16 protein-coding genes and 1 pseudogene are annotated in these 14,043 nt (G+C 69.5%); 4 read left to right on the top strand and 13 right to left on the bottom strand.

The features are described from left to right. Nucleotides 1–52: 52 nt before the first annotated feature. From ACFY3C_RS11840 to ACFY3C_RS11860, 5 genes are all read right to left on the bottom strand, one after another. Complete coding sequence (locus tag ACFY3C_RS11840) at nucleotides 53–991, bottom strand: FG-GAP repeat domain-containing protein (protein ID WP_386578921.1); 939 nt, start codon at nucleotides 989–991, stop codon at nucleotides 53–55. A gap of 243 nt (nucleotides 992–1,234) precedes the next feature. Beyond that, nucleotides 1,235–2,572 carry a hypothetical protein gene (locus ACFY3C_RS11845; protein WP_390770633.1) on the bottom strand — a complete coding sequence of 446 codons (1,338 nt, stop codon included), beginning with the start codon at nucleotides 2,570–2,572 and terminating at the stop codon, nucleotides 1,235–1,237. After that, complete coding sequence (locus ACFY3C_RS11850; RefSeq protein ID WP_386578925.1) at nucleotides 2,562–3,119, bottom strand: DUF6114 domain-containing protein; 558 nt, start codon at nucleotides 3,117–3,119, stop codon at nucleotides 2,562–2,564. Before ACFY3C_RS11850 ends, ACFY3C_RS11845 begins: the two co-directional genes overlap by 11 nt. Nucleotides 3,120–3,238: 119 nt before the next feature. Further along, a complete protein-coding gene (locus tag ACFY3C_RS11855) occupies nucleotides 3,239–3,886 on the bottom strand; it encodes a DUF6230 family protein (protein ID WP_386578927.1) in 648 nt (215 codons plus the stop codon). Between the two features lie 621 nt (nucleotides 3,887–4,507). Beyond that, a complete protein-coding gene (locus ACFY3C_RS11860; RefSeq protein WP_390770634.1) occupies nucleotides 4,508–5,479 on the bottom strand; it encodes a tetratricopeptide repeat protein in 972 nt (323 codons plus the stop codon). Between the two features lie 210 nt (nucleotides 5,480–5,689). On the opposite strand from ACFY3C_RS11860, the gene ACFY3C_RS11865 reads away from it, so the two are divergent. Next, complete coding sequence (locus ACFY3C_RS11865; protein ID WP_386578931.1) at nucleotides 5,690–6,307, top strand: TetR/AcrR family transcriptional regulator; 618 nt, start codon at nucleotides 5,690–5,692, stop codon at nucleotides 6,305–6,307. Between the two features lie 68 nt (nucleotides 6,308–6,375). On the opposite strand, the gene ACFY3C_RS11870 is transcribed toward ACFY3C_RS11865, so the two are convergent. The 8 genes and pseudogenes from ACFY3C_RS11870 to ACFY3C_RS11905 form a co-directional block, all read right to left on the bottom strand. Next, complete coding sequence (locus ACFY3C_RS11870) at nucleotides 6,376–8,076, bottom strand: methylmalonyl-CoA mutase (RefSeq protein WP_390770635.1); 1,701 nt, start codon at nucleotides 8,074–8,076, stop codon at nucleotides 6,376–6,378. Nucleotides 8,077–8,175: 99 nt separating this feature from the next. After that, entirely contained in the window at nucleotides 8,176–8,514 is a 339-nt protein-coding gene (locus ACFY3C_RS11875; RefSeq protein WP_390770636.1) for a DUF3817 domain-containing protein, read from the bottom strand. A 43-nt stretch (nucleotides 8,515–8,557) separates the two neighbouring features. Then, complete coding sequence (locus ACFY3C_RS11880) at nucleotides 8,558–9,067, bottom strand: MarR family winged helix-turn-helix transcriptional regulator (RefSeq protein ID WP_381785580.1); 510 nt, start codon at nucleotides 9,065–9,067, stop codon at nucleotides 8,558–8,560. A gap of 156 nt (nucleotides 9,068–9,223) precedes the next feature. After that, nucleotides 9,224–9,874, bottom strand: coding sequence for a TetR/AcrR family transcriptional regulator (locus ACFY3C_RS11885; RefSeq protein WP_390770637.1), 651 nt, complete (start codon nucleotides 9,872–9,874; stop codon nucleotides 9,224–9,226). A gap of 20 nt (nucleotides 9,875–9,894) precedes the next feature. Further along, a pseudogene (locus ACFY3C_RS11890) lies at nucleotides 9,895–10,056 on the bottom strand (DUF4166 domain-containing protein); the annotation flags it as partial. A 44-nt stretch (nucleotides 10,057–10,100) separates the two neighbouring features. Next, nucleotides 10,101–10,859, bottom strand: a complete 759-nt coding sequence (locus ACFY3C_RS11895; RefSeq protein ID WP_386578939.1) for a hypothetical protein — start codon at nucleotides 10,857–10,859, stop codon at nucleotides 10,101–10,103. A 149-nt stretch (nucleotides 10,860–11,008) separates the two neighbouring features. Further along, complete coding sequence (locus ACFY3C_RS11900) at nucleotides 11,009–11,302, bottom strand: MTH1187 family thiamine-binding protein (RefSeq protein ID WP_390770638.1); 294 nt, start codon at nucleotides 11,300–11,302, stop codon at nucleotides 11,009–11,011. After that, nucleotides 11,299–11,649, bottom strand: a complete 351-nt coding sequence (locus tag ACFY3C_RS11905; RefSeq protein WP_390770639.1) for a DUF3817 domain-containing protein — start codon at nucleotides 11,647–11,649, stop codon at nucleotides 11,299–11,301. The genes ACFY3C_RS11900 and ACFY3C_RS11905 overlap by 4 nt, the downstream gene beginning before the upstream one ends. A gap of 211 nt (nucleotides 11,650–11,860) precedes the next feature. Here ACFY3C_RS11905 and ACFY3C_RS11910 point away from each other — a divergent pair, with 211 nt between their 5' ends. The 3 genes from ACFY3C_RS11910 to ACFY3C_RS11920 are packed head-to-tail and all read left to right on the top strand — an operon-like array spanning nucleotide 11,861 to nucleotide 13,954. Next, nucleotides 11,861–12,499, top strand: coding sequence for an AIM24 family protein (locus tag ACFY3C_RS11910; protein WP_386578943.1), 639 nt, complete (start codon nucleotides 11,861–11,863; stop codon nucleotides 12,497–12,499). 1 nt (nucleotide 12,500) lies between these two features. Continuing rightward, a complete protein-coding gene (locus tag ACFY3C_RS11915; RefSeq protein WP_386578945.1) occupies nucleotides 12,501–13,151 on the top strand; it encodes an AIM24 family protein in 651 nt (216 codons plus the stop codon). Beyond that, nucleotides 13,148–13,954: an AIM24 family protein gene (locus ACFY3C_RS11920; RefSeq protein WP_390770640.1), complete on the top strand. Its 807-nt coding sequence runs from the start codon at nucleotides 13,148–13,150 to the stop codon at nucleotides 13,952–13,954. The genes ACFY3C_RS11915 and ACFY3C_RS11920 overlap by 4 nt, the downstream gene beginning before the upstream one ends. The last annotated feature ends 89 nt before the right edge of the window (nucleotides 13,955–14,043 follow it).

Raw genomic sequence — 14,043 nt, forward strand, 5'->3', positions numbered from 1 at the left:
AAATCAGCCGTTCTGCTGAAGAGTGAAAGAGTGAAAGGAGGGTGACGGCCGCTCAGAAGAGCAGGTTGTACGTGGTCCAGGGCATCAGACCGATCTTCGTCCGCGCGGCGAAGGGGGCCGAGGCCTTCCCCGTGCCCTTGTACAGCCACAGCGTGCCCAACTTGTCCAGGGCGAACAGGTCCGGCTTGCCGTCACCGTCGTTGTCACCGACGGAGACGACATCGCCGTAGGTGTTCCACGCCGTGCCGCCGACGGCCGCGACCGTGACGCGGGTGCCGAACACGGCGTCGGCGGTGGCGTTTCCGGTCCCCGGGTAGAGGTAGAGCGTTCCGGTGCTGCTGCGCGCCAGGATGTCGGCCTTGCCGTCACCGGTGTAGTCGCCCCGGCCGGTGATGTCGCTCATGGCGTCCCAACCGGACGCGCCCGCACGGACCTTGGCGGCCAGGGTGCCGTCGGCCTTGCCCTGGTAGAGCCAGAGCGCGCCGTCCTTGTCGCGGGCCAGCAGGTCGGGCTGGGCGGTGCCGGCCAGGCTGTCGGCGGAGACGAGGAGGTCGTAGGCGCCCCAGCCGGTGCCGAGCACCTTGGTGTCGGCGCCGCGCTCGGCCGTGTAGTAGAGCGTGCCGTCGATGACGGCGTACAGGTCGGTGCCGGTGAGGTTGCGGGAGATGTTGGCCTGGGCCAGGGCGGTCGCGTCCCCGTAACCGCCGCCGAGGTCGAATCTGGGCTCGAAGCCTCCGGTGCCGCTGGGCTCGTAGTCGTAGAGATGGCCGTCCTTGGCACGGACGAGGAGCGGGAACATCCCGGTGCCGGTGCCTGCGGCCTGCTGGAGGAGCGGGGCCCGGTCGGGGCGGGCCGCGTGTACTGCCGTTCCCGGTGCGGTGGGCGAGGTCGGTGCGACCTTCGCCGTCGTCATCGCGAGGACGGCGGCCGCGGCGAGCACCGCCGCGACCGAGGCCGCCCGGCGCACCGGGCGGCTGACATGACTGAACATGGAGCGCGAGGTCCCCCTCACTGGATAGACGGGGGATTTGCACGCCTGTAAGCCGTAACTTCGCGTTACGGCAGTGATGTTCCTGGTGTGGTACCCCCGCACCGGGGCTGGTCATGCCCACGGCAAGAGCACACTATGAGGAACGTGTGAAGGCTGTAAAGGGCCGGAAACGGCCGTGGCCCGGTCCTTCACGAGTGGAGGACCGGGCCACGGCGTGCGGCTCCCGAACGGGTCGAGGGGTGCTCAGTCGGTGGTGTACACGTGCATGCCGGGCACGTGGAGGTCGCCACCGAACTGGGCTGCCTGCGTCACCTTCACGTTGGTGAAGTAGATCAGCGGGATGTTGAGCGGCGGCGGGCTGTCGGGGCTGAACGTCACCGGGATCAGTCCGAACAGGTTGCCCGAGATGCTCTGGGTGTACATCACGGTGTCGCCGTTGCGGATGGTGGACGTCGAGCCCTTCTCGGCCTGCACGTGGTAGACCTTGCCGGACTGCTTGTCGTTGACCGTCTGGTGCAGGTCGCCGATGTCGGTCCCGCCGGAGATGACGTACTTCAGCACCTTCTTCTTGGTGCCGCCCGCCGTCTTCACCTCGACGATGCCCTGGTAGTCGGCGCCCTTCAGCAGCAGCGAGCTGGCGTTCAGGTACCAGGGGTCGTCCGCCACCGGCACCTTGTTGTCGACACCGCTGACGTCGTCGGTGGCCGCCACACAGTTGTCCGGAGCCGTCGAGGAGCTCGCGGAGGGGCTGGGCGTGGCCGACTCGGCCGCGTCCGTGACCGCCTGGGTGGTGCTGTCGGCCGTCTTGGAGACCGTGTCGGTGGTGTTCTTCACCGTGTCCGTGACCGTCGTGGCGGCCTTGGTCGCGGTGTCCTTGACGGTGTCGGCGGCGCTGTCCGTGTCCGAGGAGCCGGACGAGGACGACGTGGCCGGCGACGAGGACGCGGACGGCGTCGGGCTCGCGGACGTACCGGAGTCCTTCGTGCCGCCGGTGAGGACGTCACCGATGTCACCGATCGTGTCGCCGATGGTGTCCAGGATGGTGCCACCGCTGCTCTGGGACGCCGACGGGGTCGGCGTGGCCGTGCTGCCGCCACCGGAGTCCGAGGAGCCGGAGTCCGAACCCGAGCCGGAGGAGCCGGAGGTCGCCGTCGGCGTGGGCGTGGCCTGGTCGCCGGAACCTGAATCCGACGAAGAGGTCTTGCCCGTGGTCTTGCTGTCCTGGGTCTCGGCGGACGCCGTGGGGGTCGGCGTGGGCGTGGCGGTGGACTCGCTCGCGGACGGCGACGGCGAGGCCGAGGCGTCCTTGGAGCCGTCCAGCGCCGCGACGCAGTCCTTGTAGTCCGCGGCCTTCTGGCTGTTGGACGTCGACGGCGTGCTGCCGTTGTCGGCGAGGGCGAGGGTCGAGGTGAAACCCATGCCCACGATGACCGCCGTGGGCATGGCCACGGAAGCGATCGCCTTGCCGCCCGGCATATGGAACCTGGTGAACAGCGGCCTCTTGGGTGCCGCGTGGCGTGGCCCGGTTCTCGCGCGGGACCCGTCCACGTCGGTCCCGTGGGCCACCTCGTCAGCCGGCACTGTGCCTCCCGTTCGCCTCGTTGGCCGGGCTCGTCCCTGACAGGTCGTACGACTTGCTCACCTCGTCCGCGGCCTGCGGCGGCAGCGGCGCGGCTTCGGGGGCTGCGCCCTCACCCGGACCGGGCCCGGCCGGCGGCTCCGGCTGCGGCTCCGCGGCCGGCGCCCACGCCACGGCCATCGCTCCGCCGACGAGGGCGAGCAGGAAGCCCATGATGAAGCCGCCGAAGTTGGAGACGGGGAGCGACACGAGCGCCAGCAGGATCGCGGCGACTCCCGCGAACGTACGTACGTGCTTCTGGAACCAGAGGCTGACGCCCAGCACGATGAGCAGCACGCCGATGATCAGGGAGCCTGCTCCCGCCGTGGTCGCCATCGCCAGCGTCAGGTGACCGAGCTGGAGGTGGAAGTACGGGAAGTACATGATCGGAAGACCGCTGAGCAGGACGTAGAGCCCGGCCCAGAACGGACGGGTGCCCCGCCATGCGCGGAACTGCAGCCTCCGGTGGGTGAACTGGCCGGGTTCGGCGGCAGGAGTCTCGGCGCTCATGGAAAACAGCTCCCTGGTGCGGCGTTGCTGTGGTGGTGATGTGTACCGCGCGTGAAGACGCGGCCGGAGTGCGGGTCGGGCGGGGGTGCCGTCGGCTCCCCCGCCCGATCACCGAGTGCCTAGTAGCACTCGATGCCCTTGCCGTCGCCCTTGTGCAGCGACATGTGCAGACCGCTGAGCTTGAAGGTGCCGGCGGTGGTGGCCCACGCCGTCTGCTGCACCCCCGTCAGGTCCGCCGAGTCCGCCTGCTGGGCGAAGCCGAACGGGTTGGCCTGCTCGCCGTTGCCCTTCATGCCCGGACCCTTGCTGGCGTCCTTGGCGGCCACACCGATGTCGATGCCGTTGAAGGTCGCGTCGGCCTGCAGGTCGTCAACATCGATGTAGAGGTTGTGGGCCTGGACCTTGTCGTGACCCGCGCCGCCAGCCTCCAGACGGAGGGTGACCGACCCGAGGAACGGCACGTTCGGGGTAACCACGGACTGGCACATGTTGGTGATCGTGGCGTCGTTGAACGACGAGACGGCGACCGCGTGGGCCGTCTTCTTCCCGTCGAGCGTGTAGCCGCTGTCGACCGCCCCGTACTGGGCGAAGCCCTCACCGTGGAGGCTGTCGGCCGTCACCTTGAACTGCTGACCCGAAACGCTGAACGAAGCAGCGAGAGCGCCCTGCGCGAGGGCGACACCTATCGCGGCCGTAGCGGCGACGCTGGGCACCATGACCACAGCGAACCGCTTCCATCTGGTCCCGCCACGCACCTGGGACTCCATATTTCCTCCTTCTCGGACGTACATCTCCTGGCCCGGACTCGCCCCAGTCGGCGGCTCAGCCAGGCAGGGATGGGAGAAGTGCTACGTCCTCGGGAAGGAGAGCGCCCGTACCCGGAGGCGCGAACCGCGCCCGAATCACCGGCGATCACCCCCGAGCGACAACCACTGGTCGCGCCTGACACACATCACGCACAACCTCTGGACAGGCTTCGCCGGTAAGGCGAAGACCCCCCTGCCCTAGAGCCGGCGCCACTGCCGCCGGCTCTGCCCGGTGGGGACCCAGAGTCTCCCGCGACCCGACCGGCTGTCGGGGTACGGGAATGGACCGAGCGTCGCCGATCGTGGTGCATTCTCGCGCCGGGCACAAGGGGGTTCGTTACTCGCTAGTAACGGCCGGATAACCGAACAACGACCCGCTGGTCTCGGAGTGCCACCCTGGGTGGCTTCCGGGGGTAGAGCAATGCCATTTATTTCAGGACAAAACCAGACAGGTCAATGGCCCTGATTTACTGCGAGTAACAGCGGCCGCGATTACCAAGATTTGGTAAAGCGCGGCCGCCCTGACGCCTCGTCGGCAAATCTTTCACCCCGGCGTCACAAGCCGTGGCGTTTAGTAACTGGTCAGAACAGGGCTCGGGCCAGCGCCCGGCGCGCCCCGACCACCCGCGGATCCTCGGGTCCGACGACCTCGAACAGCTCCAGCAGCCGACGCCGCACCGCGTCCCGGTCGTCACCCACCGTGTGCTGCACGGTCTCGATGAGCCGCCCGAAGGCGTCCTCCACATGACCGCCCACCAGGTCCAGGTCGGCGGCCGCGATCTGCGCGCCCACGTCGCCCGGCTTCTCGGCGGCCTCCTTGCGCACCTGCTGCGGGTCCATGCCCTGCACCCGCTGGAGCAGCTCGGCCTGCGCGAGACCGAGGTTGGCCTCCGTGTTGGCCGGGTCGTCGGCCAGTACGTTCTTGTACGCCTGGATGGCCCCACCCAGGTCGCCCGCGTCCAGCGCCTGTACGGCGGCCTCCAGCAGGGAGTCGTACGGGCCGGCCGGCACCTCGCGCTCGGCGGCGGCACCCGGCTGCGCGTCCGGGTCGACGGTCAGGCCGGTCAGCCCGAAACGCTGCTCGGCGACCTGCACCAGCTGGTCCAGGGTCTGCCGGATCTGCTGCTCCCCGGCGGCCCCCTGGAAGAGCGGCAGCGCCTGCCCGGCGACGACCGCGAACACGGCGGGGATCCCCTGGACCCCGAACTGCTGCATCAACATCTGGTTGGCGTCGACGTCGATCTTGGCGAGCAGGAAGCGCCCGTTGTACTCGACGGCCAGTCGCTCCAGGACCGGGCTCAGCTGCTTGCAGGGCTGACACCACTCGGCCCAGAAATCGATGACGACGGGGACTTCGGCGGAGCGCTGCAGGACATCGCGCTCAAAACCGGCTTCGTCGACATCGATGACGAGATCGGCCGGAGAGACGGCCCCCGCCCCGCCCTGCCGGGCGGCTTCGGCGCGCGCCTGCTCGGCCTTGCTCTTGGCCTCCTGGGCCGCCTTCACCGCGGCGAGGTCGACGACGCCGCTCATGGACATGTTCCGTGGCTGCATGCGTCTATCCTCCCCCGTTCCCGCGTATGAATGAAAAAGCGTTGCGGTTGGCGTCGGGGTCCCCACCCCACGCCGGTGACCGTCGCCCGTGTACGTCCCTCACGAGCTTTCGCTACGAGTCGTAGCGTAATGGCAGAGGGGGTCGCCGCGACACCACGCCCCGGTGATCTCCCTCACGGCATCACAGAAACGGCCGGTTATGGTCGTGGGATGCAGAGCCGCACCCCCGCCAGCCGTACCGGACGCCCGCGCAGCGCCGCCGCTGACGCCGCGATCCTGGCGGCCACGCGTGCGGCGCTGGTGGAACTCGGCTGGTCCAAGCTCACCCTCGGAGACGTGGCGACGCGGGCCGGGGTTGCAAAGACGACGCTGTACCGACGCTGGGCCGGCAAGCACGAACTGGTGGTCGACGCGGTCGCCGAACTCTTCGACGAACTGGAGCTGCCCGACCGCGGCAGCCTGGCCGCCGACATCGAGGGCGTGGTCCTGCAGTTCGCGGCGATCCTGGACCGCCCGGAGGCCCGCAGCGGCCTGATGGCGGTGGTCGCGGAGTCGACCCGGGACGACGCCCTGCGGGAACGTATCCGCGCCTCCATCGTGGACCGCCAGATGCGCCTGGTCCTGGAGGGCCGCGCCCGCGCCCAGTGCCGCGGCGAACTGCCCCCGGAGCCGGACCCCGTGGAATCCGCCCGAACGGGGGACCTCATCTTCGACATGGTCGCGGGTGCGGTGGTCCACCGCACCCTGGTGAGCGGCAAGCCGGCGGACGAGGAGTGGGTCCGAAGCTTCACCCGGGTACTGCTGACGGGCCTGGCGTCTCAGCAGTAGGCCGGCCGGCACAGGCCGGGGGTCCAGGGGGCGGAGCCCCCTGGTACGCCCGCACGAGGCAACGGCACCTAGAAGCCCGCAGGCTCCGTGTACACCCCCCACTCCTCCCGCAGCACCCCGCAGATCTCACCGAGGGTCGCCTCGGCCCGTACCGCGTCCAGCATCGGCTCGATCATGTTCGCCCCGGAGCGGGCCGCGGCCAGCATCCCGTCCAGCGCCCCCCGGACCGCCGCCTCGTCCCGCGCGCCCTTGCGCGCACCCAGCACCCGGACCTGCTCCCGCTCCACCTCATGGCTGACCCGCAGGATCTCCAGGTCCCCGGTCACCGACCCGGTGTGGACGTTGACGCCGACGACCCTCTTCTCACCCTTCTCCAGCGCCTGCTGGTACCGGAACGCGGACTCCGCGATCTCCCCGGTGAACCAGCCGTCCTCGATCCCGCGCAGGATCCCGGACGTGATCGGCCCGATCGGGTGCCGCCCGTCCGGGTGAGCCCTCAGCCCCCGCTCCCTGATCTGCTCGAAGATCTTCTCCGCGTCCGCCTCGATCCGGTCCGTCAGCTGCTCGACGTACCACGAACCACCCAGCGGATCCGCCACGCCCGCGACCCCGGTCTCCTCCATCAGCACCTGCTGCGTGCGCAGCGCGATCTCCGCGGCCTGCTCGCTCGGCAGCGCGAGGGTCTCGTCCAGGGCGTTGGTGTGCAGCGAGTTGGTCCCGCCGAGCACGGCGGCCAGCGCCTCCACGGCCGTACGCACCACGTTGTTGTACGGCTGCTGCGCGGTCAGCGAGACACCGGCGGTCTGCGTGTGGAACCGCAACCACTGTGCCTTCTCGCTCTTCGCCCCGTACACGTCCCGCATCCAGCGGGCCCAGATGCGCCGGGCCGCACGGAACTTGGCGATCTCCTCGAAGAAGTCGACGTGGGCGTCGAAGAAGAAGGACAGCCCCGGCGCGAACACGTCCACGTCGAGCCCGCGCGAGAGCCCCAGCTCCACGTACCCGAACCCGTCCGCGAGCGTGTACGCCAGCTCCTGTGCGGCCGTGGCCCCGGCCTCGCGGATGTGGTAGCCGGAGACGGAGAGCGGCTTGTAGGCGGGGATGCCGGCGGCGCAGTACTCCATGAGGTCGCCGATGAGGCGCAGATGGGGCTCCGGCTGGAAGAGCCACTCCTTCTGCGCGATGTACTCCTTGAAGATGTCGGTCTGGAGGGTCCCGTTGAGCACCCCCGGATCCACACCCTGGCGTTCGGCGGCGACCAGGTACATGCAGAAGACGGGTACGGCGGGCCCGCTGATGGTCATCGACGTCGTGACGTCGCCGAGCGGGATGTCCTTGAACAGGACCTCCATGTCGGCGGCCGAGTCGATCGCCACCCCGCAGTGCCCGACCTCGCCCAGCGAGCGCGGGTCGTCGGAGTCGCGGCCCATCAGGGTCGGCATGTCGAAGGCCACGGACAGACCCCCGCCGCCGGCGGCGAGGATCATCTTGTAGCGCTCGTTGGTCTGCTCGGCGTTGCCGAAGCCGGCGAACTGGCGGATCGTCCAGGTGCGTCCTCGGTAGCCGGTCGGATGGAGCCCGCGCGTGTAGGGGTACTCCCCGGGCCAGCCGATCCGCTCGAATCCCTCGTACGTGTCCCCCGGTCGGGGTCCGTACACCGGCTCCACGGGATCGCCGGAGAGCGTGGTGAAGTCTGCGTCGCGCTTGCGCGCGGCGTCGTATCGGGCCTGCCAGCGTCGGCGGCCTTCCTCGATGGCGTGAGCGTCCATACCATCGAATTTACTTGGACGTCCTAGTAAATGTCGATGCCCGCCGCGCAAGCGGCTGATGTGATGGCCCGCCGTACGGGGGTCGTACGGCGGTGAAACCTACGCCTTGGCGACGGCCGGGGCCGGCTCGGCGACCTTGCCCTCCAGCTCGCGGCTGATCTTCCGCTCGACGAAGAAGGCGGCCGTCGGGATCGTCCCCGCCAGCAGCACCCACAGCTGCTTGCCGACCGGCCACTTCGCCTTGGAGCCCAGGTCGAAGGCGAAGACCAGGTAGACGACGTACAGCCAGCCGTGCGCGATGGCGACGACCCGGGTGAAGTCGGCGGCACCGTCGACGTCCATCCCGTACTTGGCGATCATGCTCAGGCACAGCAGGACCAGCAGCACGCCGGTGAGGTAGGCCAGGACGCGGTAGCGGGTCAGCACGCTCTTCTTCATGCGGTCGAGCGTAACCGTCCGTTCCGGGAGATCTTGCCCCGGGTCACTCCTCGTCGAAGTCGTGTGCCGAGATCCGCAGCGGGCGCAGCATCGCGAAGATCTCCGCGCACTCCTCGGCGTCGTACGCCCCGAGGCCGAAGTCCATCGCCATCAGGTCGCGGGTGGCCGCGTCGACCACCTCACGGCCCTTGTCGGTGATGACGGCCAGCGTGCCGCGGCCGTCGTTGGGGTTGGGGCGCTTGGCCACCAGGCCGGACTTCACCAGCCGGTCCACGGTGTTCGTCACGGACGTGGGGTGCACCATCAGCCGCTCGCCGATCTTGGACATCGGCAGCTCACCGGCCTTGGAGAAGGTGAGCAGCACCAGCGCCTCGTAGCGCGCGAAGGTCAGTCCGTACGGCTTGACCACCGCGTCGACCTCGGCCAGCAGGATCTGCTGGGCCCGCATGATCGAGGTGATCGCGGCCATCGAGGGCACGTTTCCCCAGCGCTGCTTCCAGAGCTCGTCGGCACGGGCGATGGGGTCGAAGGGGAGGCTGAGAGGCTTCGGCACGTCATCAGACCCTACCGGCCGGTCATATGCCGGTCAGCCCCGTCTCGGTCTTCGGTCGTTCGGCGGCCACTTCGGTGAGGTCCGTCACGACGATCTGGCGATGACTCGTCACGTTTAGTTATGGAAAGCGACGGAATGGGTGTCTGGTCTCCAGTGTCAGCGGCGGCCGGTGCGGCGCAGGTGGTGGCGGATCGCGCGCTGGGCGACCGGGCCCAGCTCCTCCAGGGCCGCGACCAGCGCGCCCAGCTGTTCGAGGGCTTCCAGGGCCGCGTGTGCGCCGGCCTCGTCCACGCCCTCGTACAGCTCCATGCCGACGAAGGAGGCGGCGACGGCGCGGGCCAGGCCCGTCGGGTCGGCGAACCCGGCTAAGGGGGTCGAGGCGAGCACCCTGCGCAGCACCTGCTCGATCTCGGCGATCCACAGGTCGAGGCCTGCGGCCGTGGCCGGGCCGAGTGCGGCGTGGGTCTGGGCGCCGGCCAGGAGCTGGCCGAGGAGGGTGACGTGCCCGCCGGCCCGTTCCTGCTCGTGTATCTCCCGGCCGACGGCGAGCAGCTCGGAGAAGCAGGTGACCGAGGCGAGCCGCCCGCGATGCCGTGCCACGGACTTCTCGGCGCCGTAGCGGCAGGCGGCGGCGAGCAGCTCGTCGACCGAGCCGAAGTGATAGAAGACCAGCGCCTGGTTGACCCCGGCAGCCGAGGCCACCGTACGGGCCGACGTCTTGGCGATGCCCTGCTCGGTGAGCGTGCGCAGTGCGCCCTCCAGGAGGCGGGTCTTGGTCTCCTGGGCCTTCACCGTCTCCGGGCTCACGCACGCGCCTCCGCCCGCACGTCGAGGCTGCGGGCGCCCCTGGGGCCGAGCACGGTCCGGGCGTCGAAGCCGCTGGAGCGGCCGGGCAGGTCGAAGATGCGCACGAAGGTCACCGTCTCACGGCCGAGGGGGTCGGTGTACGGCACGTTCCCGATCATGAAGGAGACGTCCCGGCCGGTGCGGATCTCCCCGCTCGCCAGGCCCGTCGAGGGGCGGCGCGCCGGGATCACCCGTGCTTCTCCAGGGCCAGCGTGCGCAGGAGGCGGGGGGTGCATGCCTGGGTGACCGGGGCGCGCAGGCAGCGGCGGGCGGCCGGGGTGCAGGCGAGCGGCGCCTTGAGGAGGGCGAGCGAGAGCGCGACCATCAGCAGCAGCGGGCACAGGAAGGCCGCGGTGGCCGCGAACGGGCCGAAGACGCGGATCCCGGACTCCAGCCCCAGACCGGCCAGGCACGCCGTGAGCACCAGCGCGCGCACGGCCAGCTCGGTCAGCCAGTTGACCAGGGCCCGCTCGGGGGTGATGCCCCGCTCCAGCCACAGCCGCAGCCGGTCGAAGGACCAGGCGGTGGCCCAGCCCATCAGCGGCCGGAACACCAGCCGGTCGGCGAGCGCGCCGAAGGCGCCCCAGCGGGGGCGGTAGTCGTAGCCGGTGAGGAAGCGGACGCCTTGCGCGTCGGGCACGTAGCGCCAGTAGCCGCTGCCCTCGGCGGGCAGGGAGAGGGGGTGCGGGGAGGCGAAGCGCAGGGCGGCGGTGCGGGTGCCGTCGGGGCACTCCTTCTCGCCCGCGGCGACGCCGGAGCCGGACACCGTGAGGAACGGCAGCACGCGTGCGACGTACCGGAAGCGCTGCGGTTCGCCCTCCGCGCGGGGGAGGTAGTCGATCTCGCTGACCCGCAGGTCCCAGCGCAGGTGCTGGGCGGGGTCCTGCGTGCGCGCCCAGAGATCGTCCAGGTCGGTGTGGATATGCGTCTCTATGTAGAGACCCATGGTGTTCCCCCACGTCAGAGTGGCACTTGAGCGACTGCTCAAACTGTCTGGCTGGGAAAGTACCCCCCTTTGAGCGACCGCTCAAAGAAAGCGGTTGACAAAACCCCGGCCCTTGAGGGCCGGGGTTTTGTGTGCGAGTCGGCCGGTGCTCACCCGGCCAGGTGCCGCTCGACGGTCTCGACCTTGGAGGTGAGCCCGTCGGTCACGCCGGGCCGGATGTCGGCCTTGAGGACGAGCGACACGCGGGGCGCCCGCTCCTCGACGGCGGCCACGGCCCGCTTGATCACGTCCATGACCTCGTCCCACTCCCCCTCGACGGAGGTGAACATCGCGTCGGTGCGGTTGGGCAGGCCCGACTCGCGGACGACACGGACGGCGTCGGCGACGTGCTCCCCCACGTCCTCGCCGACACCCAGCGGTGTCACGGAGAAGGCGACGATCATGCGTTCACGACCCCTTCCTTGCGGGCGCGGGCCGCGATGACGGCGTCCTCGGCCTCACGGCGCAGCGCGCGCTCGATGATGAAGCCGCCGCCCGGGATGATCGAGTACGCGAAGTAGAGGGCGGCCTTGCCCTTGGCCCACTTGGTGCGGTTCCAGGCGTCCGCCCAGAAGAGCACGTAGAGGATGAACAGCACGCCGTGGATCGGGCCCAGCACCGGTGCGACGTCGAAGCCCGAGGCGACCGTGTACTTGATGATCGTGCAGGTCGCGAGAATGATCCAGGAGATGCCCTCCGGCACGGAGATCAGACGGAGGCGGCGGATGGCGGATGCTGTCTTGAGGTCCACGGGTCACCTTCGGTGGGAGTGTCGCTGAGGGCGCGGTCACTTGGCGATCGGTTTGCTGATCGGCTTGCCGATCGACTTGGCGATCCGCTTTGTGAACGGAAGCACAAGGGTTCGCCCATTGTGGCAAACGGTGCCCCTAGGGGTGCGCTCAGGGTCGTTCTCCACCCACGGGCCCTGTTCCGCCCACCCGCGGCGCCGCTACTTTCGCAGCGTGGCGACGTTCCGGCTCCAAGGGAGCAAGGTGCTCGCCGTCGACATGACCGGGGACGCCGTGAAGGCGAAGAACGGCTCGATGGTCGCGTACGACGGGCAGATGGCCTTCAAGAAGCTGAGTGGTGGTGGCGAGGGGCTGCGCGGGATGGTGACCCGGCGGCTCACCGGCGAGCAGATGACGGTGATGGAGGTGAGAGGACAGGGGACGTGCTGGTTCGCGGACCGGGCCTCGGAGATCAACCTGGTCGGTCTCCAGGGGGACAAGCTCCACGTCGAGTCGAGCAACCTGCTCGCGACCGACGCCGGGCTGCGGACGGGCACGACGTTCACCGGACTGCGCGGCGCCTCGCAGGGCAACGGGCTGTTCACGACGACCGTCGAGGGACACGGCCAGGCGGCGATCATCTCCGACGGCCCGGCCGTGGTGCTCCGGGTCAGCCCGCAGTACCCGCTGATCGTCGACCCGGGCGCCTACATCGCCCACCAGGGGAACGTACGGCAGTCCTTCCAGTCCGGTGTGACGTTCCGCACGCTCTTCGGGGAGGGCGGCGGCGAGGCCTTCCAGATCCGCTTCGAGGGCGACGGGCTGGTCTATGTGCAGCCGAGCGAGCGGAACACGATCGCGGGGGACCTGTGAGATGAGCTTCCGGGAGATCAACTCCAAGATGGTCGAGGCGACCGTGCTGCCCGGCCGTCGGCTGTTCAGCCAGCGCGGCGCGATGCTCGCCTACCAGGGGGACGTGTCCTTCACGCCCAACCTCCAGGGCGGCCAGGGCGGGCTGGTGTCCATGCTCGGGCGGCGGGTGGCCGGCGAGGCGACCCCGCTGATGACCGTCGAGGGCAGCGGCACCGTCTTCTTCGGGCACGGCGGCCACCACGTGCACGTCATCAACCTCTCCGGCGACACCCTGTACGTCGAGGCCGACCGGCTGCTCGCCTTCGAGGGCACCTTGCAGCAGGGCACGATGTTCATGGGCGCGCAGGGCGGGGTCATGGGCCTGGTCCGGGGCCAGGTCACCGGGCAGGGCCTGTTCACCACCACCCTCCAGGGGCAGGGGTCGGTGGCCGTGATGGCGCACGGCGGCGTCTTCGAGATCCCGATCACACCCCAGCGCCCGGTCCATGTGGACCCGCAGGCCTACGTCGCCCACCACGGCGACGTGCGCAACAAGCTGTCCACCGCGCTCGGCTGGCGCGACATGGTGGGCCGCGGCTCCGGTGAGGCGTTCCAGCTGGAGCTGAGCGGCAGCGGCACGGTGTACGTCCAGGCCTCGGAGGAGAAGCTGTGAGCGCGTACGGACCCCCCGGCGGCCCGGTGGTGTACGACCCGATGACGCTGCCCGTCGACGACAACGTGAACAAGTACACCTTCTGCGTCGAGCTCAAGAGCGGGCAGTGGTTCCTGCAGAAGGGAAAGATGATCGCCTACTACGGGGCGATCGAGTTCAACGGCATCGGGCACGGCCGACTCGACCGACTTGTCCGTACGTCTTTCCATTCGCCACTGCACGCGAGCGACTGGGTCGTGGCGCAGGGCTCGGGCAAGATGCTGCTGGCCGACCGGGCCTTCGACGTCAACTCCTACGACCTGGACGACGGGAACTTGACCATTCGCGCGGGCAACTTGCTCGCTTTTCAGCCAAGTCTCGCGCTCAAACAGTCGATCGTGCCAGGTTTTCTGACCCTTATCGGAACCGGAAAGTTTGTGGCCGCATCTAACGGTCCGGTGGTGTTCCTGGAACCTCCGATCCGGGTGGACCCCCAGGCGCTGGTCGGGTGGGCCGACTGCCCGTCACCGTGTCATCACTACGACCACGGGTACCTGACGGGCGTGATGGGCGGTCTACGTGCGATGACGGGCCTGGGCGGAGCTTCCGGCGAGGAGCACCAGTTCGAGTTCGTGGGAGCCGGGACGGTCCTGCTGCAGTCGAGCGAGACCCTGATGGCCGAACCGGCGACGGGGGCGGTTCCGCCCGAACCGGGGGTGCCCGGCGGTGGCGGAGTGGCACCGTCCGGACACGGTCCGCAATCGTCGGGCGTACCGCGCCTTCCCGGACAGCTGGGGGACCTCCAGCGTCGCTTCGGGCTGTGAGCGGTAGTCTGCGGAGTGTGACGTCGAACGCGTGCGCACAGTCACACCACCCGAAGTAGTTCGTCATTCAACTTCTTAGGTAGACTTCA

Source organism: Streptomyces sp. NPDC001410 (assembly GCF_042895235.1).
Lineage (GTDB): Bacteria > Actinomycetota > Actinomycetes > Streptomycetales > Streptomycetaceae > Streptomyces.

Bases quoted from the DNA above. Each gene is read 5' to 3' on its own strand.
- ACFY3C_RS11840 (WP_386578921.1), bottom strand. From the start codon at position 991: ATGTTCAGTCATGTCAGCCGCCCGGTGCGCCGGGCGGCCTCGGTCGCG.
- ACFY3C_RS11850 (WP_386578925.1), bottom strand. From the start codon at position 3,119: ATGAGCGCCGAGACTCCTGCCGCCGAACCCGGCCAGTTCACCCACCGG.
- ACFY3C_RS11855 (WP_386578927.1), bottom strand. From the start codon at position 3,886: ATGGAGTCCCAGGTGCGTGGCGGGACCAGATGGAAGCGGTTCGCTGTG.
- ACFY3C_RS11860 (WP_390770634.1), bottom strand. From the start codon at position 5,479: ATGCAGCCACGGAACATGTCCATGAGCGGCGTCGTCGACCTCGCCGCG.
- ACFY3C_RS11865 (WP_386578931.1), top strand. From the start codon at position 5,690: ATGCAGAGCCGCACCCCCGCCAGCCGTACCGGACGCCCGCGCAGCGCC.
- ACFY3C_RS11870 (WP_390770635.1), bottom strand. From the start codon at position 8,076: ATGGACGCTCACGCCATCGAGGAAGGCCGCCGACGCTGGCAGGCCCGA.
- ACFY3C_RS11875 (WP_390770636.1), bottom strand. From the start codon at position 8,514: ATGAAGAAGAGCGTGCTGACCCGCTACCGCGTCCTGGCCTACCTCACC.
- ACFY3C_RS11895 (WP_386578939.1), bottom strand. From the start codon at position 10,859: ATGGGTCTCTACATAGAGACGCATATCCACACCGACCTGGACGATCTC.
- ACFY3C_RS11900 (WP_390770638.1), bottom strand. From the start codon at position 11,302: ATGATCGTCGCCTTCTCCGTGACACCGCTGGGTGTCGGCGAGGACGTG.
- ACFY3C_RS11915 (WP_386578945.1), top strand. From the start codon at position 12,501: ATGAGCTTCCGGGAGATCAACTCCAAGATGGTCGAGGCGACCGTGCTG.